This window comes from Variovorax sp. S12S4 (assembly GCF_023195515.1).
Taxonomy (GTDB): Bacteria; Pseudomonadota; Gammaproteobacteria; order Burkholderiales; family Burkholderiaceae_C; genus Variovorax.
Genome location: NZ_JALPKR020000002.1, coordinates 2,781,555 through 2,803,296, shown reverse-complemented (window position 1 = coordinate 2,803,296; position 21,742 = coordinate 2,781,555). Strand labels below are relative to the sequence as shown.

At 61.8% G+C, this 21,742-nt stretch carries 25 protein-coding genes; 9 read left to right on the top strand and 16 right to left on the bottom strand.

Annotation, left to right across the window (positions count from 1 at the left end; translation table 11 throughout):
- Positions 1-13: 13 nt before the first annotated feature.
- The 8 genes from M0765_RS13760 to M0765_RS13725 all read right to left on the bottom strand — a co-directional run bounded on the left by M0765_RS13760 (position 14) and on the right by M0765_RS13725 (position 4,933).
- Positions 14-292 carry a hypothetical protein gene (locus M0765_RS13760; protein WP_258504168.1) on the bottom strand — a complete coding sequence of 93 codons (279 nt, stop codon included), beginning with the start codon at positions 290-292 and terminating at the stop codon, positions 14-16.
- Positions 293-574: 282 nt separating this feature from the next.
- Entirely contained in the window at positions 575-1,042 is a 468-nt protein-coding gene (locus M0765_RS13755) for a nucleotide-binding domain-containing protein (RefSeq protein WP_258504167.1), read from the bottom strand.
- Positions 1,018-2,016: an SMODS domain-containing nucleotidyltransferase gene (locus tag M0765_RS13750; protein ID WP_258504166.1), complete on the bottom strand. Its 999-nt coding sequence runs from the start codon at positions 2,014-2,016 to the stop codon at positions 1,018-1,020. Before M0765_RS13750 ends, M0765_RS13755 begins: the two co-directional genes overlap by 25 nt.
- 14 nt (positions 2,017-2,030) lie before the next feature.
- A complete protein-coding gene (locus M0765_RS13745) occupies positions 2,031-2,939 on the bottom strand; it encodes an S-4TM family putative pore-forming effector (protein ID WP_258504165.1) in 909 nt (302 codons plus the stop codon).
- A 57-nt stretch (positions 2,940-2,996) separates the two neighbouring features.
- Positions 2,997-3,404, bottom strand: a complete 408-nt coding sequence (locus M0765_RS13740) for a hypothetical protein (protein WP_258504164.1) — start codon at positions 3,402-3,404, stop codon at positions 2,997-2,999.
- 47 nt (positions 3,405-3,451) lie between these two features.
- Entirely contained in the window at positions 3,452-3,733 is a 282-nt protein-coding gene (locus M0765_RS13735; RefSeq protein ID WP_258504163.1) for a putative manganese transporter, read from the bottom strand.
- Positions 3,730-4,665 (bottom strand): nucleotidyltransferase domain-containing protein, encoded by a 936-nt coding sequence (locus tag M0765_RS13730; RefSeq protein WP_258504162.1) that lies wholly within the window; start codon positions 4,663-4,665, stop codon positions 3,730-3,732. The genes M0765_RS13735 and M0765_RS13730 overlap by 4 nt, the downstream gene beginning before the upstream one ends.
- A 103-nt stretch (positions 4,666-4,768) precedes the next feature.
- The gene (locus M0765_RS13725) at positions 4,769-4,933 is read right to left on the bottom strand and encodes a hypothetical protein (RefSeq protein WP_258504161.1); all 165 of its coding nucleotides are present in this window, start codon (positions 4,931-4,933) and stop codon (positions 4,769-4,771) included.
- Between the two features lie 174 nt (positions 4,934-5,107).
- Here M0765_RS13725 and M0765_RS13720 point away from each other — a divergent pair, with 174 nt between their 5' ends.
- The 3 genes from M0765_RS13720 to M0765_RS13710 all read left to right on the top strand — a co-directional run bounded on the left by M0765_RS13720 (position 5,108) and on the right by M0765_RS13710 (position 7,368).
- Positions 5,108-5,434, top strand: coding sequence for a helix-turn-helix domain-containing protein (locus M0765_RS13720; protein ID WP_258504160.1), 327 nt, complete (start codon positions 5,108-5,110; stop codon positions 5,432-5,434).
- Positions 5,431-6,297: an ImmA/IrrE family metallo-endopeptidase gene (locus M0765_RS13715; RefSeq protein WP_258504159.1), complete on the top strand. Its 867-nt coding sequence runs from the start codon at positions 5,431-5,433 to the stop codon at positions 6,295-6,297. The genes M0765_RS13720 and M0765_RS13715 overlap by 4 nt, the downstream gene beginning before the upstream one ends.
- A 309-nt stretch (positions 6,298-6,606) precedes the next feature.
- Complete coding sequence (locus tag M0765_RS13710; protein ID WP_258504158.1) at positions 6,607-7,368, top strand: hypothetical protein; 762 nt, start codon at positions 6,607-6,609, stop codon at positions 7,366-7,368.
- A gap of 344 nt (positions 7,369-7,712) precedes the next feature.
- Here the strand turns inward: M0765_RS13710 and M0765_RS13705 are convergent, their stop codons facing one another.
- The 6 genes from M0765_RS13705 to M0765_RS13680 all read right to left on the bottom strand — a co-directional run bounded on the left by M0765_RS13705 (position 7,713) and on the right by M0765_RS13680 (position 12,738).
- Positions 7,713-8,018 (bottom strand): TetR family transcriptional regulator, encoded by a 306-nt coding sequence (locus tag M0765_RS13705; RefSeq protein ID WP_258504157.1) that lies wholly within the window; start codon positions 8,016-8,018, stop codon positions 7,713-7,715.
- A gap of 80 nt (positions 8,019-8,098) precedes the next feature.
- The gene (locus tag M0765_RS13700) at positions 8,099-9,952 is read right to left on the bottom strand and encodes a hypothetical protein (protein WP_258504156.1); all 1,854 of its coding nucleotides are present in this window, start codon (positions 9,950-9,952) and stop codon (positions 8,099-8,101) included.
- Positions 9,952-10,752 carry a hypothetical protein gene (locus tag M0765_RS13695; RefSeq protein ID WP_258504155.1) on the bottom strand — a complete coding sequence of 267 codons (801 nt, stop codon included), beginning with the start codon at positions 10,750-10,752 and terminating at the stop codon, positions 9,952-9,954. The genes M0765_RS13700 and M0765_RS13695 overlap by 1 nt, the downstream gene beginning before the upstream one ends.
- Before the next feature lie 248 nt (positions 10,753-11,000).
- Entirely contained in the window at positions 11,001-11,597 is a 597-nt protein-coding gene (locus M0765_RS13690) for a hypothetical protein (RefSeq protein WP_258504154.1), read from the bottom strand.
- Positions 11,594-12,253, bottom strand: coding sequence for a tyrosine-type recombinase/integrase (locus tag M0765_RS13685; protein ID WP_258504153.1), 660 nt, complete (start codon positions 12,251-12,253; stop codon positions 11,594-11,596). The genes M0765_RS13690 and M0765_RS13685 overlap by 4 nt, the downstream gene beginning before the upstream one ends.
- A gap of 20 nt (positions 12,254-12,273) precedes the next feature.
- Entirely contained in the window at positions 12,274-12,738 is a 465-nt protein-coding gene (locus M0765_RS13680; RefSeq protein ID WP_258504152.1) for a hypothetical protein, read from the bottom strand.
- A 728-nt stretch (positions 12,739-13,466) separates the two neighbouring features.
- Between M0765_RS13680 and M0765_RS13675 the strand changes: the two genes are divergently transcribed.
- The 5 genes from M0765_RS13675 to M0765_RS13655 all read left to right on the top strand — a co-directional run bounded on the left by M0765_RS13675 (position 13,467) and on the right by M0765_RS13655 (position 17,059).
- On the top strand, positions 13,467-14,147 hold the full coding sequence (locus tag M0765_RS13675) for a Crp/Fnr family transcriptional regulator (protein WP_258504151.1): 681 nt from the start codon (positions 13,467-13,469) through the stop codon (positions 14,145-14,147).
- Between the two features lie 198 nt (positions 14,148-14,345).
- Positions 14,346-14,720: a tannase/feruloyl esterase family alpha/beta hydrolase gene (locus tag M0765_RS13670; protein WP_258504150.1), complete on the top strand. Its 375-nt coding sequence runs from the start codon at positions 14,346-14,348 to the stop codon at positions 14,718-14,720.
- Between the two features lie 14 nt (positions 14,721-14,734).
- Positions 14,735-15,937, top strand: coding sequence for a tannase/feruloyl esterase family alpha/beta hydrolase (locus M0765_RS13665; RefSeq protein WP_258504149.1), 1,203 nt, complete (start codon positions 14,735-14,737; stop codon positions 15,935-15,937).
- 68 nt (positions 15,938-16,005) lie between these two features.
- On the top strand, positions 16,006-16,296 hold the full coding sequence (locus M0765_RS13660; RefSeq protein ID WP_258504148.1) for a DUF1330 domain-containing protein: 291 nt from the start codon (positions 16,006-16,008) through the stop codon (positions 16,294-16,296).
- A 7-nt stretch (positions 16,297-16,303) separates the two neighbouring features.
- The gene (locus tag M0765_RS13655; RefSeq protein WP_258504147.1) at positions 16,304-17,059 is read left to right on the top strand and encodes a response regulator transcription factor; all 756 of its coding nucleotides are present in this window, start codon (positions 16,304-16,306) and stop codon (positions 17,057-17,059) included.
- Between the two features lie 143 nt (positions 17,060-17,202).
- On the opposite strand, the gene oxlT is transcribed toward M0765_RS13655, so the two are convergent.
- The gene (oxlT, locus tag M0765_RS13650) at positions 17,203-18,507 is read right to left on the bottom strand and encodes an oxalate/formate MFS antiporter (RefSeq protein WP_258504146.1); all 1,305 of its coding nucleotides are present in this window, start codon (positions 18,505-18,507) and stop codon (positions 17,203-17,205) included.
- A gap of 225 nt (positions 18,508-18,732) precedes the next feature.
- Between oxlT and M0765_RS13645 the strand changes: the two genes are divergently transcribed.
- Positions 18,733-20,559 carry a histidine kinase gene (locus M0765_RS13645; protein WP_258504145.1) on the top strand — a complete coding sequence of 609 codons (1,827 nt, stop codon included), beginning with the start codon at positions 18,733-18,735 and terminating at the stop codon, positions 20,557-20,559.
- On the opposite strand, the gene M0765_RS13640 is transcribed toward M0765_RS13645, so the two are convergent.
- The gene (locus M0765_RS13640; RefSeq protein WP_258504144.1) at positions 20,556-21,704 is read right to left on the bottom strand and encodes a pyridoxal phosphate-dependent aminotransferase; all 1,149 of its coding nucleotides are present in this window, start codon (positions 21,702-21,704) and stop codon (positions 20,556-20,558) included. The genes M0765_RS13645 and M0765_RS13640 overlap by 4 nt on opposite strands.
- Between the last annotated feature and the right edge of the window lie 38 nt (positions 21,705-21,742).

Sequence of the window (21,742 nt, the reverse complement as noted above, 5' to 3'; positions counted from 1 at the left end):
CAGGCAATCGAAATCAACCTGCGGGCTTCAAGAAGACCTGAAACTCTTCGCCCGTTCGCCGACCTGGGTAATGCTGTCCGACCTGCCGGAATCCTGCATTGACGAGCGCCTTGTGCATTCCCTTGTTGTTTGTGCGGGAGGAGGCGTAAACGGGCCACTCCTCGAGACCGTGAACCAAGCAGGTCGTAAGGGCACCAGCCATTCCCATTCTGCGGAAGCGTTCTTCGACGAAGATCCAGCCCAGCTCGTACGGGTAGTGTGCCGCGTCGGAAAGGCCGGCCTTATCGAACACTCCGGCGCGGTAGCCAGCGTTCGGTCGCTTAACGCCCCCACCGCAGCCAGCGTCTGTTCCTGCCAGACGAATGCAATGACAAGGGCGTCACTGACAATGGCGGGTAAGGTGCTCTTTTGAACCTCTCCGCCCTTCAGCACCAGTGCCATGAACTGCTCGCGAAGCAGCGCCGGCGCGTCGGCGGGAGCGCAAACCTCCACTCGGTAGCTCGCCGGCTGTGAGCCCACTTGCACCTCATCAAATTTTTCGACACTCATCGAGATCGACCGCACTTCTTCACTCTCATTCAATGACCACGTAGAACGGATCACTCTTCCCCAAAAGCGTGTCGTCGGCTTTGCGGATGAGGAAAGCCTCAACCATGTGGACACCTCGATAGGATAGCTGCTCCCAGCGAACACCTGGCTCATCGGAGCGGTAGTAGTCACCACGAAGCGCGTTGGCACGCCGCGCGACTTCATCCGTGTTCGTCACGCGCCATTCGATTTTGTAGGTCTGCGGGAAAGGAAGACCGAGATTGTTGCTGGCGTTGAAGCGGACCCAGTATCCGGGCTGCGTGGGCGCGAGCGAGGCAAGCGAGCGAACGTTCTGCCCATAGCGGGATGTCCACAGTTGCGCACCAACATTCACGGTCAGCCGCGAACCTGCAGCTGCGCGCCATCGCGGACGGCGCATGTGCGGCAGACGATCAAAGCCACTTGGCAGAGCCGCACGGCCGATCCTCTTCACCAAGGCCACCAGATCGGCCACGCCAGCCGACACCGGGCTCCCCGGACGACGGACAGCGCCGCTTCACTGACCTTCCCTGCCTTCTCGGCAGCCTCCCGAATGGCAAAGTCCTCGCCGAACACACGCTGCCACTTTCCGATGCTTTCCTCTTTGTCTGGCTCATCGTAGGCGTCATCGATCCAGCCGCGGTAAAGATTGATCTTCGAGCGGAAGTTCGAGTACTTGGTGTCGTCCCAAGCAGTGCTTTGGATTTCCTCGGACAGCACGGGATTTCGCACCGTAGGCTTGCTTGGATTGGCCTGCAGCCAGTCATCGAGCCGGTCAACCAGCGTCTTGAGCGTCGTGGGGACATCCACGAACCCGACAGCTCCCTTGTCGGAGGCATAGACATGCTTGCCAAGCAAGGTCGTCAGGAGGAACGAGGGACAGGTGAAGTTCGTCTTGATGTCCCTGAGGTACTTCAGCAACCGGGTGGCCTTGCGGAAGTTGTTGTTCCCGCAGATGCTGTTGCGCTCGATCAGCCAATCCGTGTAGTCGAGCGGGTTGGACGTTTCGAAGAGATTGGTATCACGATTGCAAACCTCCCAGACACCCGTGTGTAGACGCTCTTTCACGCAAGGTGCCACGTCGATCTTGCGCTCGCCCGCATACTCGATGGTGATGCAATGTGAGTAGCGCCTGATCTTGTCCTTGTACAGACCGAGCTTCCCCATCTCCTCATACAGCCCGTTGATGTAGTCCTTCGCTTCCCAGCCCGCGACCGGCTTCACATAAACCAGCAGGTCTGCATCGAACGGATCTCCAGGCAGAGGCCTGATGATGGTCTTGTGAGCCCACGACCCTTGCGCGGCGAAGCCGACGATGGAAGGCTTCCAGTCCAGCCCTCGCACCGCCGTCTTGATCGCCTCGATGCTGCTTTCGAGTTGATCGAAGCGCGTGCTGTTGAGATTGACGGTGTCGCTCAGGAAGGCGTTGAAGTCTTGGATCAGTTTCATTTTTTTCTCCTCCTTCAGCGCGCATTGCCAGCCGTGCGCAGTTCGCTCACCCAGTGCTCGGCGCCCGCATTCATTCTCTCTTCCATTTTTCTGCGCAGCAGGTTGTAGACCCAGTCGAAGATCAACGGACTGGAAGCGCGGTGGTTGAAGATGGCGTCTTGCAGTTCGCGCGACCGCATGCTGATCTCCTGCTCCGTTGCGCCGCTGCGGGAGCGGTCCCAGAGCTTCTTGACTTCATCGTTCAGGCGATCCAGCAACTCGCAGGTGGCGGCTTGCCGGTTGCATTCTCTGAGTGCCCAGATCATCACCGGCGTCATCGGAGCCAACGTCGAGAGCACAAAGGTCGCCATCGTGTTATCGATCGCCAGCGAGGCGAATCCAGTCGCCGCGATCAACACCACGCAGCCCGTCAAAAGGACGAACCTGTAGCGCTTGCGCAAAGCGCTGTCGTACCAGAGATTGGTGCGTTGGCACACCAGCCTCGCCAAATGGAGTGGCAATTCCTTGACGGCGAGCGGATACCAGTTGATCAACCGTTGCTCGTCCTTGTCACTGAGCTTCTTGCATGCGTCGGCAAAAACGTCTTCGGGGTCGATCCGATTGCCAACCAGAAAGGCGTTCCAGTCCATCTGCAATACCGTGCAGTCGAAATCCTCCTGCAGCTTGGCCGCGTTCTTGAGCTGCGCACGGTGCCAGCGATCAAGAAGCAGAACCTCCAAGAAACTGAACATCAGGGCGGCGAACGCGATGAACGGCTTCGACGAGAGGAGCAGCGCTGACACGATCAGGCCGACGATCGGGAAAACGAGTGAGATCACGAGGCCCGCCGCTTGGACATTCTTGGCTCGCCGGTAGATCAATGTCCTGGCACGCAGCAAATTGAGCATTTGCGGCTCCACCTGCTTCTTGTCGATTTCATTCATGCGTTTCTCTGCTCCTTACATCATTGCTGTTGTCTTGCGGTCTAGGTCGCCGCTGGCTCAAGCCCAACGCTTCCTGCGTTGCTCCGGATGTTCGCCGCCGCCGGCCCACACCCCTGTGATCAACCAGTCCTCGAAATGCCACAGCCACTCCGCAGTCCAGGCGATGTAGGTATCGACCAGCTTCATCTGCGGCAGCCACTCGCGCTGCTTCGGCCACCATAGACACAGCTTGGTGCCGGGACCGTTGTTGGGGTAGATGTGCGGCAGCGCGGCTTCGTCCGCCAGGGTGGTCAGGTCAGGACTCAGAACGAACATTTCCGGTGGGCGCGAATCGGGTGTCAGCCGAAGTTCACACTCGTAGACGCGACCGAAGTCGCTCGGCACCAGATGGAATCGATAGCGCAAGGCACGGCCCGACAGAAACATCAGCCGGGCGCCGTCGAGAGGCAGGGCACGCAGTTCCATGGCTCGTTGGGCCAAGGTCGGTACGGGCGGAGCCGGGTACGGTGTCATCAGCGGCCGAAGTAGGTATGGGGCCGCGCTGCGACGCTGACCGGCGCGGCTGCCACCGACGAGATCAACGTCACCCGGCCCGCGACGCGGTTGCTTTGCCGACGCTGAGTCTGGTCCTGCTGGATGGCGCCCGCGCAGCGGGGGCCAAATGCGCCCTCCAGCGCCTTGATCAGGACATCCAGGCCCTCATGGTCCTCGATCGCGTGCAGGATGCGCTTCAGATCACCGATCAGGCGTTGATGCCACGAGAAAAATGCCTCCTGTCGAGCCGGAGAATTCATGCCGCCGGCCAGGTTGTCCCGCGGGGCGGACGGATTGGGCAAGACCCATTCTTCGGAACCGTCGGGCCGGGGAGCCGCCCGAAGTGCAGCGGCATTCGCTCAACGATATCGAGCAGCAATTCCAGGGGACTCTCGTGCGGCTGCGGCGCCTCCACCGCATACGCCATCGCGGCCAGCGTCGTCAGGAAAACAGAGGAAGGTGCCAGGTCCTGACTCCCCTGCGCAATGCCGAAGGCCACATTGCGATGCAGCTTCAGCAGTTGCACCAGCCGGCACAGCAGCCGGTCGAACACCTCTTGCGCATCAGGCAACGGCGCCACTTCCGCGCGCGTCACTGAATCCATCGCCTCCGAAAAGCTCATCACGGCCGTGAAATTCGGCAAGATCGTGGCGGCGAGATCGAAGTGCTTCGCGTACCCGCGCGGGTTCGTGGAGTCGAAAAGCCGCAGCTCGCGATCAGGGATGAGACCGTGCGTCTCGCCGAACGGCGCTGCCAGCAGCGGAGAGTCAATGACCGGCGCGATGTCGGCGCACATGCCTTCGGCATACTCCAACGTCGCACAACGCTCCCAGCGGTGCAGCCGAAGCCCATGCGCATCGGCGTAGCGGGACAAGGCGCGATGCAGGCGGTCGAGCAGCAGGGCCGGCCCGTGCTCGCCCTCGTATTTGCGACGCGCCCCTGACGCCAGGCGCGCGATCAGATCGATGTCGAAGCCCTCCCGGGAGTCATCACGCGGCCGCACGATGGTGCCCAACTGCCGGGAACCGTGGGCGTGGATCTGAATGAGGTCGCCCTGGAACTCCGGACATGCCGAGAGGAACTCACCGGTGCTGTTGTAGGAGCGCTCCAGCGCTGTCAACTGGGTTGCTGTGGGCTCGTGGGCACGGGCGATGACATCCACCAGGTGGAAGAAGCGCGCTGACGAGCGCATGGAGATGCGGGAGCGCCGAGGGAAAGTCACAGATTCGCGGATCACAGGGTTTCCTTGAAATTCTTGTTGATGATTGCCGGCTTCACCTGGAACTCGCCCAAGCTCAGCGTTGGTGCTTGGCGGGGTCCACCAGCTTGTGGCCCTGGCCGGGCCGCGGCGTCGGCGGCAGCGGCTCGCCCTTGACGCCGGTCACTTCGTTGCCGGTGCCCGGGTTCTGGTACTCGCCGGACTTCGGTGCCGGCGTACCGGGCTTCAACGTCTTGCTCATGGTCGTCCCCTTTCTGGATCAGTTGGCGGATTGCGAAATCCCGACTTCCCTCTTCCCCTGTGGCTGTGTTACCAAATCGGGGTTGCGCAGAAAGTTCGGAACTATCACAATAAAAATTGTGGACTCCCGAACTTCCGGAGTCAAGTACTTTTTTTATCGGAAATCCGAACAAGCATGCCAACACTGGGCGAGAAGGTCCGCACATTGCGGAAGAAAGCAGGCTTGACACTGGAACAGTTCGCCGAGCAGATCGGTGCGTCCAAGTCATCCGTATGGGAACTGGAGAACAAGGAAAAGGCCCGCCCGTCCGCCGATCGGATTAATGAGGTTGCGAAGGTCCTCGGCGTGACACCCGAATTCCTGATGAATGACGATGTCGCCGAGCCCTCGATCGATGTGGCCGACGAAGCCTTCTTCCGCAAGTACCAGTCGCTGGACAATGGGGTGAAGCAGCAGTTGCAGGAGATCCTCAACGTCCTAGACAAGAAGGCGGGGCCTTGATTCAAGCGCTTTCTCCAGCGCGCGAGGCGATCAAGCTAACGCAGCTATGGCGCGCCGTCCACGGCCTCACCTTCCCGATCAACGCGGGAGCGTTGGCGCAGGAATGGTCTAGGAACGTCGCGCCCGAGGCACCCATTGCGGAATTGCAAGCCCGAGAGCTGAACGGCTTCGAGGGCGGGTTGTTCTGGCTGAAGGAGAGAAAGGTCTGGGCGTTGCTGTATCACCCGCATCCCGACTTACCGGGACGGTCCAACTTTACCGTTGCGCATGAGTTCGGGCACTACGTCCTGCATCGCACGCTGAAAGAGGCGTTTCAATGCTCTCAGAGCGCGACATTGGGCATCACCGGTGCCAGGATCGAGCGAGAGGCAGACCAGTTCGCTTCGTACCTGCTCATGCCTATTGACGACTACACACAACAGGTGCGTGGGCGGCGGATCACTCTCGATCTCCTGGGGGAGTGTGCCCAGCGCTACGGCGTCTCTCTTACGGCTGCGATGCTCAAATGGTTGGAGTTCACCGAGCAGCCAGCCGTCGCCGTCATGGGACGGGAAGGGATGTTGCATTGGTGGAAGGCCAGTGGCAGCGCGAAGAAGTACGCATTCGGAACGCTGCAGGAGGGCATGGAATTGCCTCCGGGCTCGGTTGCTGTCAACCCGGATCAAGCGCTTTCAAGCGCAGACTATCGAATGGGCGTAGAGCACCCCGAAGATGTGTGGAGTATGAAGTTGCCCGTACGCGAGATGGTCGTGCTCTCAGACCGATACGACATGTCCATCTCGCTGCTGATTCTCGACGCACCCGGGGTTGTACACCCAGACGCGCCAGACGAAGACCTGACGACCCAATTGCCTTCGTTTTAGCTCTCGCTCTGCCGCGCTGACCGGTTCCGGTATCGGCTCGTAGAGCATTTCGTACCGTCAAAGCCCTGCATTGCTAAGCAGGGAATCTTCCATGTGCGCTTGGTGCCTTCTCCCAGCACCGTCGCCTGCGTGTCCCTCATGGCGATCTTGTCGCGGCGCATCTGACCGTCGCGGAATTCCACGAACTGCACAGGCTGGCCAGAATGGAGGTTCGCGCGAGGCAGCGCACAAAATTCATTCGGTGACTTTAGTTCTCGGCGACCGGCTCTCGGCAGTTAGGATGAGGGGCGAAACTAAAGAGGCGCCCCTATGAATGAGGATGCGGAGAAAGAGAACGCCGGAGATAGGAATCACCAGGGCTGGAACTTGAAGGCACTGCGAGACAACGTGGAGCGGCTCCACGGTGGCGATCAGGCCAATCTCACGTCGAAGTGCTGCCAGTCGATCGTGAAAAGACTGGGGTACATGAAGTATCACTACCAAGAGGCGGATCGGCTGGTGAATTCAAGCCTGAAAGAGGCGTCATCGAATGATGTCCTGATGAAGTTCATCCTTCCCAACTCGGACCTTGAGTCGGAACAGTTCGATGAACGTCGGTTCCACGCCGAAGCTCACCTCATTGCCTTAATGCAGAGTGGCCATGCCATCCTGGACACACTGGGTCATGTCATCTACTTCGCCATGAAGTTTGACGATCTGAAGCCGTCACAAGTTGCGTTTCACTCGGTTCACCCGCTTCTGCCGGCTGGGCCGTTGAAGGATCTATGTCTGAAACTTTTGGACGACCCCGAGCTGAAGCACCTCGCAGCACTAGTGAACGTCTCAAAGCACCGGAGCGTGGTTGAACCTAGCATATCGGTCAGCTTCGTCGAGGACGAGTTGCCGCACGGGCTGAAGTTCCAAGGCTTTGATTACAAGGGCAGTTGGTACCCCGTCCGTTGGGCCGTACCGTTCGCGATCAAAGTCTTCGATCGCCTTCAGCATCACGTCTTTGGCATCGGAAGGAGCCTGGAGGATCATCTGGCGCTGAACGCCGCGCCAACAAGCCGATTCCATCTTCACTATCCTTAAAAAGGAATGCCCGGCCAGGCACCTGCAATATGGCACCTCGAAGACGGTCCTTGAATCGGGTTCTTTGCCTAGGAGCGACTGGAGATTCGCGATGACGCCGCCGGCTTGACTCAGCCTCGCTATGTTCGTGTCGCAGATGTACTGGATTTCTTTTCCGAGCATGCGAACGATGCACTTCTGTGCGTCGCTGTAAGGGCAGCCGTCGCCGGGCGTATCGCTGCATTTAACAGCCCTTCAGGCCGAACTGAACCGCGCGGCACTGCCGGGTGGTCGCGCCGCTGCTTGGATTCGATGTTCGAGCCGAAGTCTGAGCTGCCCAGCGGAACAATGGTAGCCTGGGAGGATCAGCGCGTCAGCCGCACGACATTCCGAGCGCCTAGCTCGGCCTTTAGCTCTCGGTTTTCAATGAGCAGCACTTCATTGATACTAGCCAACGATGCGATCTGGCGTTCCAGTTCTTTGAGCTGCTTGCGCAGTTCGCGAGTCTTGTCCTGCTCGGCTCTCAGCTGCTCTCTCTTTGCATCGCGTTGCGCTCTACTCGATCGGCCCTGCTGTTCTCGAATAAGTTCGGCAATTTCTGGGTAGCAGTTATGGATCAAAGCCGTGCTTACCCCCGCTTCACGAGCAACTGCTGCAAAAGTCAGTTTCAATCCCTTGTGCCTGCCCCGGCCGGCTCGAATCTGCCGAACTGCCAGTCGGAGCTGACTTCGGCGCGCGTCAGTCACTGAACTCACGACACCTCCACGGGTGAGTATCCAAGCGATTTGAGGACACTTCGGCAGCGGTTTTGGTCGCGCTCGACACGTGATCGGCCGCCGGGGCCTATGTCGTTGCAGGAGCGCAGTTCTGCAAGCTGTTCATACATTTGCTGGTAGACCTGCCCGTGCTGTCGTCCGATGACTGCACTGCTGCAATCTGCGCACTTCCCTTTGTCAAGCCCTCCGTTGCCGGGACACAGGTCATCATCGGCTGTGCACCATGCATGTCCATTGGCCCGGATCGCAGTGCTATCTGAGATAGCTCGAATCATCGCTGAACGATCCCTGAACAGGGTAATCGCCCCGCTTCCACGCCAGCGTGCTAAACGAGCTCCGTACCCGCCCGCGAGCGGCTGATCTGGCTGCAGCCAACTTTCAACCACATTCACCTTAATATCGTCGAGTTCGTCATAGATCTCACAGAACAATGCTAGCTCCTGCGAGTCGTTGAGCGCATATCCGAGGGTCATATCCATCGACCAATGCTTAAAGTGCTCTTTTAGATATCGTAGATCTCCGAATCGGCTTCGCGCGGCATAGTTGGCGAATGTGCGACGAAATTGGTGTGACGTTAGCTTCCAAGCGATCCCGCGGTCCACGGCGAACTTCCTGAGCAGGTAATTCCAGCTCTGGTTGGACAGTGTTCTCACTTGACCCTTATGAAGTGCGGAACCTAAAAAAAGCGCTTGTAAGTGACGCTCCGCTTCCGCAATCTCAGGGTCCATCGGGTTCTTCATTCTTCGATGCTGAATCTCGTCGGCAACTTCTTGCTGATAGGGATAGGCCCATCGCTCCATAATGGAGATCGCTCGAACCGCCGCATCTGGAATCATCCACTCTGTAGCGCCTTCGCCGGTTTTCGTTGACGTCGACCGCATCCACCAGTAGATCGTCCCCTCATCATCCTCGGTTCGATAGCAGGCGCCAGTTTGCAAGAAGGCGAGTTCATGGTTTCGACAGCCGGAAAGACTCGCGATCACGACGTAGCAAGCGGTTCTCAGATCGGTCATGAACGAGCGCAGAGCTGCAACTCCCTCCGTCCAGCCAAGCTCCTCTAATCGCTCTCGCTTTGCAGCGAACATTGCCGACTCGGCGAGCCCCTCTTTTTCCTGTTCGAGCAGCGCGATCGCATCGCGGAGGTCCAACATATATTCGGCTTGATCAAGCAGCATCCATGAGGCTTGGAAGAGAGCAACGAAGATCTCATCCGGAATGAGCGGGGTCTTACCAACGCGGCTCTTGGTTGCCGAGGTTTGCAGACCCGCGAGCCGCGCCGCTGACGTCTCGGGCCACGGATGATTCGGCATCGGGTCGTCGGTGTATTGGCTGAGTTCATGCAATGCTTCGACCGCACGAAACAGGCCCTCCAGCGTTCCCGCGGCACGCCGCTTTCCTCGAGAGTCAAGCTCGGCCTTGGCAATGTCGACGTACATTTTGCAGACAGCGGGCGTCGCCCTACGTAGTCGAGCTATCTTCAATTTCTCTAGAAAGCGCAGGAATTGTGCGCATCGCTCCAAGAGCAAACGCATGGTCAAAACGCCAGGCCGCACGCCGCGACTGCGACCACGCCTGAGATACCGGTACATCACGGCTCTCATTACGTCGCGAAACGGCGCAGGAACAAGGTCGAAGCGCAGAATGCAGTTAGATTGAACCGCGTTGGTGGGCTTCGCCCTGAACGACCAGCAATCGTCGCCATACCGGCTGATGATCAACCATTTTTTGCCTACTTTCCCTATCGACACTATCAGTGCGTCGCTGTCTTGTCGCGATAGGCCGCGAGCGTCCCGCGGCTGGGATTCGATTACGAGCGGCGATGCTTCCATCACTCAAACACCTCAAAAGATTCAAGGTCCCGCCAGTAAGGATGCGGATCAAGGCGTGCACGTTCGCGTGCTTGGTCGATCTGCATGGGTTTGAAAATCCGCCTTGCCAGACCCGCCGCAATTACGTCTCGATCAATTAGGCGGATGACATGTGCGTAGCGCCGGCGCCACCGAACGACGTTGATTCGGCTTCGCTCCCGGTAGACCCGCCAGTAGAACGAGAACAATCGATGCAGATCGTCGCCAGTGACGACATAGTTTCGACACCGCAGGCAGTCCAAGAAGCTCATGCAGTAGGCTCCGGCGACTTTCGGCGCGAATTGCCCGAAGGTCACGTCAGAACAGCCTCCAACTGGAGTCTTCTCGGTTGCTCCCAGCGTGCTGGTCAAAAGCTCATTCGTGAGAGCACGACCCATAAACCGCCAGTTCTTCTCCGCCGCCTCGCCAGGTTTCAAGTAGTTGATGCCCGTCACTGCGACAGAGTTTCCGGCCGCGGCAGCCGTCGCCGTGAGGTCGTCATCCAAGATTTCGTTGATGCGATTTACAAACGTCTGACGTAGCATGCTCACGGTCACCCGCAGCCGTTGGCCATGGGCGTCTCTCAGGTCGAAACGCTCAGCAAGAAGCGCCGCAGCCTCGCCTAAGCGCTGCGGAGTTAGAGCGCTCACGCTTCCGCGGTCGGCGCCCCTTGTTGTTCGATACACCCAAAGACGGTCCCGTAAATGCGCTGGCGCTTCGTCACGGAGTGGCTGGGTAATTTCAATGACGCGCTGGATGAGCCGTCCGACTGTTGGAAACACCGGAGCTGTGGATTCGACAAGTTGCCGCGGCGCGCGTACCGGCGTCGCAGAGTACCTGTGAGCTCGCCGTTTATAGGCGATGAGGAGCTGAAGGTGCTCCTTTGGATGAGGTCGAAGGCACTCCGTGTTCAGTTCAAGGAGGGGCGTTGTATTTCTGCCCGTGTGCAGTGCGATTACTAGCAGGGCGTACGCGAGCAACTCGCTCGTCGGCTCCAAGGTCTGCGTAAGAAGCGGCATGACAGCGGTCTTCACGGCCGCAGTGAATGCGCGCCGCTGTTCACGTGAAAGGGCCTGGCCCCTTTGGAATGTTTCGCATGTCGCGGAAACGGATTCGTCGGAAATGTAGCGTCATCGCCGCTCTGCTTCCACGGAATTACGCCGCGCTTGCACAGCGCCAGCAGGACCGTTTTTGCTGCCTTGAAGCAAGACCTCTGACTCGATGTGACCCGGGTGCCATCATCTAAGAAGGCAAGGAATCCGTCGATGATGTCCCGGTCGATATCACTGGGTTTGAGATCCCTTCTTAGGTTGGCGCGAACCAATGTCAAGTAGGTGAGAAACGGGCTCAACCCCGTCTGGCAGCACACGACGACACTTGCGACGGCGAGATTGCCTTCGTGTGTCGTCAGGAAGCGCTGTACCTGCACCTGGCATGCGCTCACGATTGCGTCGATTCCCCGCCCGTACCATGGCCCGAAGTCGAAGCTACGAGCAGCCGTCGCATTGTTTTCTCGAGGAAACAGGACTACCTGTGTTTGAGGGTTCGTCGTGCCGGCGCCTGAATCCTCCCCATTTGCCTTTTTCTGACCGAAGTCTACTTTCGGGAAATGCTTGCGATTCGTCATCCGTTGCTCCAACCACTAATCTCGTCGTCGTACGCGAGCACTGCGCGTTCCGCCCGCTCGCTAACCAAGTGCAGGTAGACCATCGTTGTCTGAATGGATTCATGCCCCAGCTGTCGCTGGACGTAAACCAGTGGATCGACGCCAGCTTCTGCGTGCTGCATATCGCTAAGGGTATGGGTCGCATAGGTGTGCCGCAACATATGCGGATGCACTCGCAGTCCCACCTTCAGTCCCAAGCTGCGTACGATGCGCTCCAGTCCCTTGCCGCCTGATGAGAATGGCTCCCCCCGATGATTGAGGAAAAGCTGTGGGTTCTCTCTGGAACTTAGACTCGCCCTTTCGCCACGCACGTGTACAACGTAGTGATAAAGGTCGGACATCAACGCACGGCTGACGAAGATGTCACGGGATTTGCCGCCCTTGCACCGCATGCCGTGTCTGTCATGAGGGTCGAGGCGGACTCGAATTCTGCGGCTGCTCCCGCCGACATTCTGCGGATTGATAACGTAGGCGACAGGAAACGTGGCGATTTCCTCTCGACGAAGGCCAGTCTGAAACCCAAGCCGGACGATCATCTTATGGTGTGGGTTGGTGGCGGCCGAAAGCAGACTCCGGATTTGCTCTTTCGAAAGAAACTTTGGAAGCTCACGGTGCACTTTGGGGCTTACGTCTCTGACTAGTTGCTTTCCCCGCTTGCATCGACGTGGGCGAAGAACCCTGCGCGCGGTTTGCGCACGCTACGTTCTTCGAAGTCAAAGGGCAGTTTTTCGATCCAATCCTGCCGGAGGGCATAAGCGTAAAACTCGCAGATGTAGAGTAGTCGCTGCCGTACCGTGTTGGGCGCGAGGCCGATCGTGTCCAAACTATAGTCACGATACAAGGCGATCAAGCTCTCTCCCTGCCTTCGCTTCGCCGTCCTCCAGTCAAGATCGTGCGCCTGCAGAAAACCAAAGAAGTCGTACAGTGCTCTCGCAGTGCTATCCCAAGACAGGCGTGATCCGATCGCACCTCGGAACAAATAGTACCGAAGGAATTCGTTTGCGGGGATGCATGACGCCATGGAGTCGTACAGCAGGATCGGAAAGCGCGGGTAAGGGCACCCTTGAATCGTGAACTCATTAGTCGCTTTGACCAGCATCATTGCTCACAGTCCTCGCTCTCGCAGAAGTTTGATCGCAGACTTGAAGTCGAGCTCAAACAAGTGCATCGCCAAATCAACGGCTCCCCCGCCTCCCCTGCGGGCGCGTGCGTCGAAAAACTTCGTATCGCTGCACAAGAGTTCGAATTCGCAACCGGCGACAGAAACGTGCCAACGGGTCGTGCCATTCCGGTTGCGAGGCTTGAACGTGGGGTCCTCCTTGACGTAATCCGCGAGCGCACGCAGTGCCTCGACGGCGTTTAGTTCGCGCCATCGAGTCAAGGAAAAGTTATCCACACGTGCCATCCTCCCCCGGCTCCCTCACCTGCTACTCATCTAAAAAAACGGGACGAATTCTACTGATGCATGTAACGATTTCAAGACCCCAGAACAAGCCGCTGGGAAGACTTTCTCCTGGAAGGCCGTAACGTGCGAGCCGACGTGCACGAGTGGCTCGCAAGCCGACTGCCGAAGGGCTCGAGGCTCAACTGAACCAACAAAGGGGCGCTCCGCAAGGGGTGCCCTTTTTTCTTTGGCGCGCCGAAGCACCTCACCGTTGCTGTGGCTCAGGGTTTGTCCCAGCGGTGCAAGGGCGTAAATGTCGTCCACGCTACAAACTCGGCAAGCCAGCGCCCATAGGATTCGCCAGCTGAAGGAAATTCGCAATGAGAGTTCGATCTGGTTCGTTCTTCGCCCGCGCCGATATCTCTCGCCTGGCGTGGTGGTAACGCATGCTGCCGGCCAAGGAACTGAATGCCTTCTTCGAGCGCTGCATCTGGCCGCGCGCACTGACGCAGGCAGAGCGAACGAAGGCGTTCGAGGCCCTGTACGTCCGTCACCATGAAGCGCACTCGTATGTGTGCCAGCGCGACGAAATAGCCGACAGCTGGATTGGCGTGCTGGAAGGTTTTCTTCGTGTGCAGGACACCACGGTGGACGGCCGCCTGATCATGTTCACGGGCGTCGCGGCCAGCGGATGGATCGGCGAAGGATCGCTGCTGAAGCCCGAGCACCGCAGGTACGAGGTCATGGCAACGCGGCCGACCATCACGGTCCACCTGCCGAGGGCCACGTTCTCGTGGTTGCTCGACCGAAGTATTCCGTTCAACCATTTCATGCTTTCTCATTTGAACGAGCGGCTGGGGCAGTTCATTGCCATGGTGAAGTTCGACCGGCTGCTCGAACCGACGGCGCGCGTGGCGCGCGGCATCTCCAGCCTCTTCCATCCGGTGCTTTACCCGAACACCGATTCCACGCTGCGGATCAATCAGGAGGAGATCGGGCTGCTGGTCGGCATCTCGCGCCAACGCGTCAACATCGCGTTGACCGAACTCGAAACCGCGGGCCTCATCCAGCGGGGCTACGGCTACATCACGGTGATGGACAGGCAAGCACTTGCCAGGTATCCGTAGCAGGGCCGGCACGCCTGGAAACCGAAGGGTTTTTCCTTAGAAATTAACGGGCCGAATGTCCGTTGCGAAACAGTTGCCAATGTTCTCGCCTTTCAGAATCTGATCGGCATCGCTCAATCTCGATGCGGTGCGCCGGCAGAAAACTGACAAAGGAATAGAGACATGCACTTCTTACTCTCAAAGGCATCATCGCCTCGCGTGAAGCTCCATGCTGCTGCTGTCAGCGTGGCAATGCTGGCGGCCTGCGGCGGCGGCTCCGACAACGGCACGCCCTTCTTTCCGCTTCCTGCCCCTCCGGCGGCACAACCCGGAAACCCGCCACCCGCACCGCCGGTTGTCACGGCTCAAAAGGCATGCAGTGACCTGAACGGAAAAACCGTTGCAGGCGCCGCGCTGACGGCCGTGATGGAAGCGGCATCGGCAGGCACGCCCGTGTACTGCAAGGTCACCGGCACGATCGCGCCGGCGCTGAACTTCCAGATCTCCCTGCCGGCGGCGTGGAACGGCAAGCTCTACTACCAGGGCGGGGGCGGCTACAACGGCGCCATTTCGCCCCCGGGGCACCGGCACTGAGCCAGGGCTACGCCGTGGTCGCCAGCGACTCCGGCCATCAGGGCAGTGGATTGAGCGCGGACTTCGCGCTGACCGACACCTTTGCCGCCCAGCTGTTCGGCAGCCTCTCGGTACCCACGGTGATGTCGACCGCCACGGAGACGCTGGCGACCGCCTACGGAGCGTTGCCGGCCAAGTCGTACTTCGAGGGCTGCTCGAACGGCGGACGGGAAGCGTTGATGGCGGTGCAGCGCTCGCCGAACCTCTTCGACGGCGTGATTGCGCGCGCACCCGCCTACAACTGGGTCGGGTTCATGGGTGCCTTCAACCGGAACTCCAGGGCGCTTGCCGCACCCGGCGGTGCATTCAGCGCCGCCAAGACGGCCCTTCTGAGCACGCAGGTGCGAAACGCCTGCGACGCGCTCGACGGCATCACCGATGGTGTTGTGTCGAACCAGGCCGCGTGCACGCCGGCGGTTGTCAACGTTGCCGCGCTGCGCTGTGCCGGCGGGGGCGATACCGGCGACAGCTGCCTCTCGGATGCGCAGCTCGACGTGGTGGCTTCGTGGACGACCGAAGCCGCGTTCACCGGCAGCCCCACCTTCCGCAATGCGGGTTGGAACCTGACAGGCAACGAGGACGACCCGGGCGCCTGGCGCACCTGGCTCACAGGCGACGGCAACGTCACCATGGCGCTGCAGTTCCTGTTTCAGGACACGACCGTCAAGAACTACCTCGCCCGCGACCGCACAGTCGATTCGCTGGCCTACACGCCCTGGGACCAGAACCAGAACGCCCTCTATGCCATGGCCGCACTCAACGACGCGACCAATGCGGACATCCGGCCGTTCATCAACAGCGGCGGCAAGCTCATCTTGTGGCACGGCGGAAACGATGCCGCGCTCAGCGCCCGGTCGACCGTCGAGTACCACGCGAACATGCGAAACGCGGTGGGCGCCCCGGCCGCCGACGCGTCCACGCGCTTCTACGTGGCGCCGGGGGTGAACCACTGCGCCGGAGGACCGGGTGCCGATTCGGCAGACCTGCTGACGGCACTCGACCAATGGGTGACCAAGAGCGCGGCACCGGCCACGCTGGTCGCGGAAAAGCGCGACGCCGATGGTGCGGTTGTGCTCAGCCGGCCGTTGTGCCAGTACCCGCAATACCCGCGGTACACGGGGCCGGCCAACGATGCTGCAGCGTCCCGGTTGGCGGCCAACTACGCCTGCACATCCTGAGTTGCGAACCCAAGCGCTGAAGCGGCGAGCACGCTATATTGCTCGCTCTGCAACTGAGAGAAATCACCATGGCAAAAGCCTATTGGGTCAGCGCGTACCGTGCCGTCAAGGATGCCGACAAACTCGCGGCCTATGCAAAACTCGCCGGCCCCGCAATCGCTGCGGGCGGCGGGCGTTTCCTGGCGCGGGGCATGCCCGCCCAGGTTTATGAATACGGCCTGGCCGAGCGCACCGTGCTGATCGAATTCGACAGCGTCGAACGGGCCCGCGCCGTGCATGACAGCCCCGACTACCAGGCCGCGCTCGCCGCGCTGGCCGACGGCGCCGAGCGGGACCTGCGGATCATCGAAGGCGTTTGAGCCTGCCATGAGCACCATTGCCGAGCCGTCGGCGCCCGCGCCGCATGCCGCGCCGCGGATTCGCGTGCTGATTGCCGACGACCAGGCACTCATCCGCCGCGGCATGGCCATGCTGCTCGATGCCGCGTTGGACATCGAAGTGGTCGGCCAGGCGGCCGACGGCATCGAAGCCGTGGAGCTGGCCCGCCGCCTGCTGCCCGACGTGGTGCTGATGGACCTGCACATGCCGCGCAAGGGCGGCGTGCTCGCCACGCGCGAGATCTCGGCTGCGCTGCCGCACACGCGCGTGATGGTGCTGACCACCTTCGACCGCGACGACCTCGTCTTCGACGCGGTGCGCGCCGGCGCGCAGGCCTATCTTCTCAAGGACGCCTCGGAGGAAGAGGTGCTGGACACCGTGCGGGCGGTGCACCGCGGCGAGTCACGGCTCACGCCGCAAATCGCTCGCAAGGTGATGGACCAGTTCCGGCTCCTGGCCGACCGCGTTGCGCAGGAGCCGCCGCCCGCGCCTGCGCCGGACCTGCGCGCCGAACCGCAGGCCACCGTTCCCGGCGAGTTGTTGGGGCCCGATGCGGCAACCAAGCCGCTGACCGACCGCGAGGCCGCCGTGCTCGAGCTGATTGCCAAGGGCTACGGCAATCGCCAGATTGCCACGGCGCTCAACCTGGCCGAGGGAACGGCGAAGAACCACGTCAGCCGGATCATGCAAAAGCTTCACGCGAACACACGCACCGAACTGGCTGTGCTGGTGTTGAAGAAATAACCCTCCGAAGCGCTTCGGCGCCCTGAATGGAAAACGCACCCTGGAGCCCGGCAAAGCCGGCTCCAGGGTGCGCGGGAATGGCAGTGGTCTCAGGCCATCAGGCCGTGCGGCCCGCGGGCGACAGGCCGCCCGGCATCGCAAGGTCAGGCGCCGGCGAAGACGCATACGACGCCGATATTGCTGGCCGTGTGCCTTGCCAGCATCGGCCGCAGCGCGACGATGGCCAGGAAGGCGGCGAACAGGTCGAGAGCCGCCACCGTGTAGAGCACGGTCGACCAGGTGCCGGTCGCTTCCATCATCAGGTTGCCGAGTGGCACGAACAGCGCGCCGATGCCCTTCGCGCAGTACAGCACGCCGTAGATCTTGCCGATGTGCTTGGTGCCGAACGCATCGCCCGCGAGTGCGGAGAACAGCGAATACACCTCGCCCCAGGCCAGGAAGACCACGCCCGACAGGATCAGGAAGGCCCACGGGTTGTGGCCGAAGTAGCCCAGCGCGATGATGCCGATGCCTTCCAGCGTGAAGGCGATCACCATGGTCTTCTCGCGGCCGATGTGGTCGGAGATCCAGCCGAACAGCGGACGCGAGATGCCGTTCATGACGCGGTCGAGCATCAGCGCGAGCGGCAGTGCGGCCATGGTGACGAAGTACAGGTCGACCTTGAAGTTCTTCACGCCCAGGTCCTGTGCAATCACGCCCAGTTGGGCCACGGCCATCATGCCGCCGGTAACCACGCACGAGAACATCAAGATCATCAGCCAGAACAGCGGCGTGCGAAGCGCCTCGCCCAGCGTGTAGTCGCGGCGGCTCTGCGCAAGCTTGGTCGAGCCGCGCACTTCGTTGCCCTTGGGCGCGCGCAGGAACCAGGCCGCGGCAAAGGCCAGCGAGCCCTGCAGCAGGCCGAAGAACATGAAGGCTTGCTGGAAGCCCGACGATTCGATCATTGCCGCAATCGGCAGGATGGTGGCGGCCGAACCGGCGCCGTAGCCGCCGGCCGTCAGGCCCACCGCCAGGCCGCGACGATCGGGGAACCACTTGAGCGCGTTGTTGATGCAGGTGGCATAGATGGAGCCCACGCCAATGCCGCCGACGGCCGCACCGATGTAGAAGCCCATCAGCGTGGTGGCCTGCGAGTTGATGACCCAGGCCGCGCCGATGAACAGCGCGCCAAAGGCCACGATCAGGCGCGGTCCGAACTTGTCGATGAAGTAGCCCTCGATGGGCGCGAGCCAGGTCTGCACCAGCACGAAGATGGTGAAGGCGACCTGGATCGACGCACGCTCCCAGCCGAACTTGCCCTGGATTTCCGGCACGAACAGCGTCCACGCGTACTGGATGTTGGCCGTGGCAATCATGCAGACGATGCCGACCACCAGCTGCAGCCAGCGGTTGTCGATCAATCGCGGCGGCGCGCCGGATGAGATGTATGTCGGGGAAGTGGGGTTCATTCGCTTCGTCTCCATTCGTTGTCGCGCCGATCGCGTCGCGGCACGTTGCAGGGTTGGGAATTCAGTCGCGCTGGGGGCACGGATCGCGATGGGTGCAACTGTTGCCGCAAACCGCCGCCGGCGCGCCTGCCGGAAGTCACGCAGCGAGTCGAGACAAACCCCGAGGACTCAGGGGAACTACCCATGCCGAAAGTCACGGCTGCCGTTTGCGAGAATCCGCAGCCAATGAACCTCGCACGTCGCATCGACCCACGGCGCTCCATGGCCGCCGCGATCGGCTGGCTGCTGATTGCGCTCACCTTGTGCCTGGCACTGGTGTCCAACCTGTGGCTGCGCAGCTTCGTGCGTGCAACGCTTCTCGAGCAGCACGGCCAGCGGCTGGAAGCCGCGGCCGAGCACGTCAACGCCGAGCTCGACACCGCACTGCTGCTGCGCCTGCAGGCGGTCAGCGTGGTGGCGGCCATGCTGTCGGAAGACGTGCAGCACAGCGAAGGCGCGCGCCTCAAGCGCTCGCTCGAGGCGGTGCGCCGCGGCGTGCCCGACCTGATCTGGCTGGCGGTGACCGATGCCGACGGCTTCATCGTCGCCGCGACCGACGAACAGGTGGTGGGCCAGAACGTCAATCAGCACGCGTGGATTTCGCAAGGCCTGAACGCCGCATGGATCGAGGAAGGCCGCTCGCCGCGTGAGCGCTTCCTGAAGCTCACCGCGCCGGTGCGCAATGCCGACGGGGCGATCATCGGCGTGGTGGCGGCCAACCTGAGCTGGAGTTGGGTGGAGAAGATGGTGGCCGAAATCCGCGCCTCGCCCGGCGAATGGCTGCTGATCGACCGCGACGGAATCGTGCGCCACGGGCCGGCCGTGCTGCTGGGCAAGCGCTGGCAAGAGGTGGGCGATCCCATCACGCCATTCGACCCCGTCGTCGCCGGTCTGGGCAACGACGGATCCGATCTGCCCACGCGCATTCGCACCCGGCGGCTCCTGGACAACCGGCCCTACCTGATCGCCTCTCCGCCCAATGCCCGCGACGGCACGCTGCGCCGGCTCGGCTGGCAGGCGGTGGTGATCCAGCCGGTCGAATCGGTCGCGGCCTTTGCCACGGCCATCGAATGGCGCATCTCGATCGTGCTCAGCCTTCTGGGCCTGGCGGCCGCTGCCGCCGGCATCATCGTGGCGCACCGCCTGACGCGGCGGGTGAGCGTGATCGCCCACTCGGCGGACGCGGTGCTGGCCGGAAGCGCAACGCGCATCGAGGTGCCGCAAGGTGCCGACGAAGCCGCGCGGCTGGGCAGCGCGCTCGACCGATTGCTGAATACGCTGCAGCGCGAGCGCGACGAGCTGCGCCGGCTCAACGCCGAACTGGACGAGCGCGTGCGGCAGCGCACCGAGGAGATCAGCCGGCTCGCGCAGGAGTCACGCGATGCCGCGGTGGTGCGCGAGCGCCTGCGCCTGGCGCGCGGGCTGCACGACACGCTGGCGCATTCGATGATGGCAATGCTCACCGAGATCCGCGTGCTCAAGCACCTCGCATCGAGCCGGCCCGATGCGCTGCCGGACGAACTGGTCCGGGCCGAGCGCGCGGCGCGCGACGGGCTGGACGAGGCACGCCGCGCCATCGACCAGCTGCGCAGCAACCCGGTGCGCGACATCGGGCTGGGCGCGGCGCTGGCCGAGCTGGCCAAGAACCTGGGCGAGCGCACCGGCATCGAGCTCGACTGCCAGATGGACCCCGCGTTGTCCGACCTGGCGGCCGAGCCGGCGGAAACCGTGTTCCACATGTGCGAGGAAGTGCTGCGCAACGTCGAACGCCATGCGGGCGCACGGCGCCTGCTGATCCGCCTGCACAGCGTTGTAAGCGATGAAGTCGAGCTGGAGATCGGCGACGACGGCATCGGCTTCGAGCCGAGCGCGGGCGCCGCGGGGCACTACGGCATCGTGGGGCTGCGCGAGCAGGCCGATGCAATCGGTGCGCGGCTGCGCATCGAGAGCCGCCGCGGCGAAGGCACCTGGGTGTCGCTGCGCTGGACCCAGCGCGGGCAAAGCACGGGCTAGAAGGTAGCCGCGCCCTCCGGCGCCCGCGTGGCCTCGGTCAACGCCACCGATACACACTCCAGCGCAATGGCCAGCGCCGTGAGCGTGGGTAAGCCGAAGCCCAGCCGGAACACCAGCGGATCGTCTCCGAACCACGCGCCGGGCGCGACACGCGTGCTGTACCTGGCCAGCGTCGCATAGAAGCGCTCGATCGCCGCGGCGTCGAAGACTTCGGGCTTGAGCCGCATGCAGCACAACGCCCCCGCATCCGGGCGCACCCAGTCGATGTGGCCGGGATGGCGCAGCACCCAGTTCTCGACCAGCTGCAGGTTTTGCGCGAGGAGCTTGCGCCTCTCGCCGATGATCCGTTCGCGCTGCCTGAACACGGCCAGCGCAAGCGCCTCGTCGACCGGCGAACAGGAGATCACCGTGCTGAACTTTGCCGTCACCAGCGCCTGTCGAAGCGCCGTGTCGCGCGTGATCGCCCAGCCGATGCGCAAACCCGCCGACCCATGGCACTTGGACAGCGAAGAAACCGAAATGACCTTCGGCCCGAGGCATGCGGCGCTCGGCGCGGCGGCATCTTCTCCATAGGCGGCTTCCCGGTAAGTCTCGTCGATCAGCAGCCAGGCATCGGGCGCGTGCTCGGCCAGCATGGCCACGATGTCGCGCAGGGTGTGCTCGGGGATCGCAACGCCCGAGGGGTTCTGCGGCGAGGCCAGGCTCACCAGCTTCGTCTTGGGGGACAGCAGCTGTCGCAGCGCCTCCAGGTCAATCCGGTAGCCCGTGTCGAAGCCGAGCGGCAGTGGACGCGTCACGGCGCGCACTGCGGTCAGCGCGTTGCGCGCAAGCGGAAACACCGGCTCGGCCACGATGGCTTCGTCGCCCGCCTCGCACAGCGTGAAGGCAATGAGAAAGAGCGCGTGCATGCCGCCGACCGTGACCACGATGTCGTCGGCGTGCACGCCGTTTTCGTTTGCGATCTCCCGCCGCAGCTCCGGGTTGCCCGCCGCCGTTCCGTAGTCCAGCGAAAAATCGGCGTCATCGCCGAAGGCCATGTCGATCAGTTCCGCGAGCCGCACGCTCGGCCCCACGCTTTCCGCAAGATCGAACCGGGGCGCCTTGCTGACCAGGGAGATGATTTCGTTGTCCGGAAACCGTGCCATGTACTGCTGCTTGATCGATTGTTGTGGCTGTGCATTGA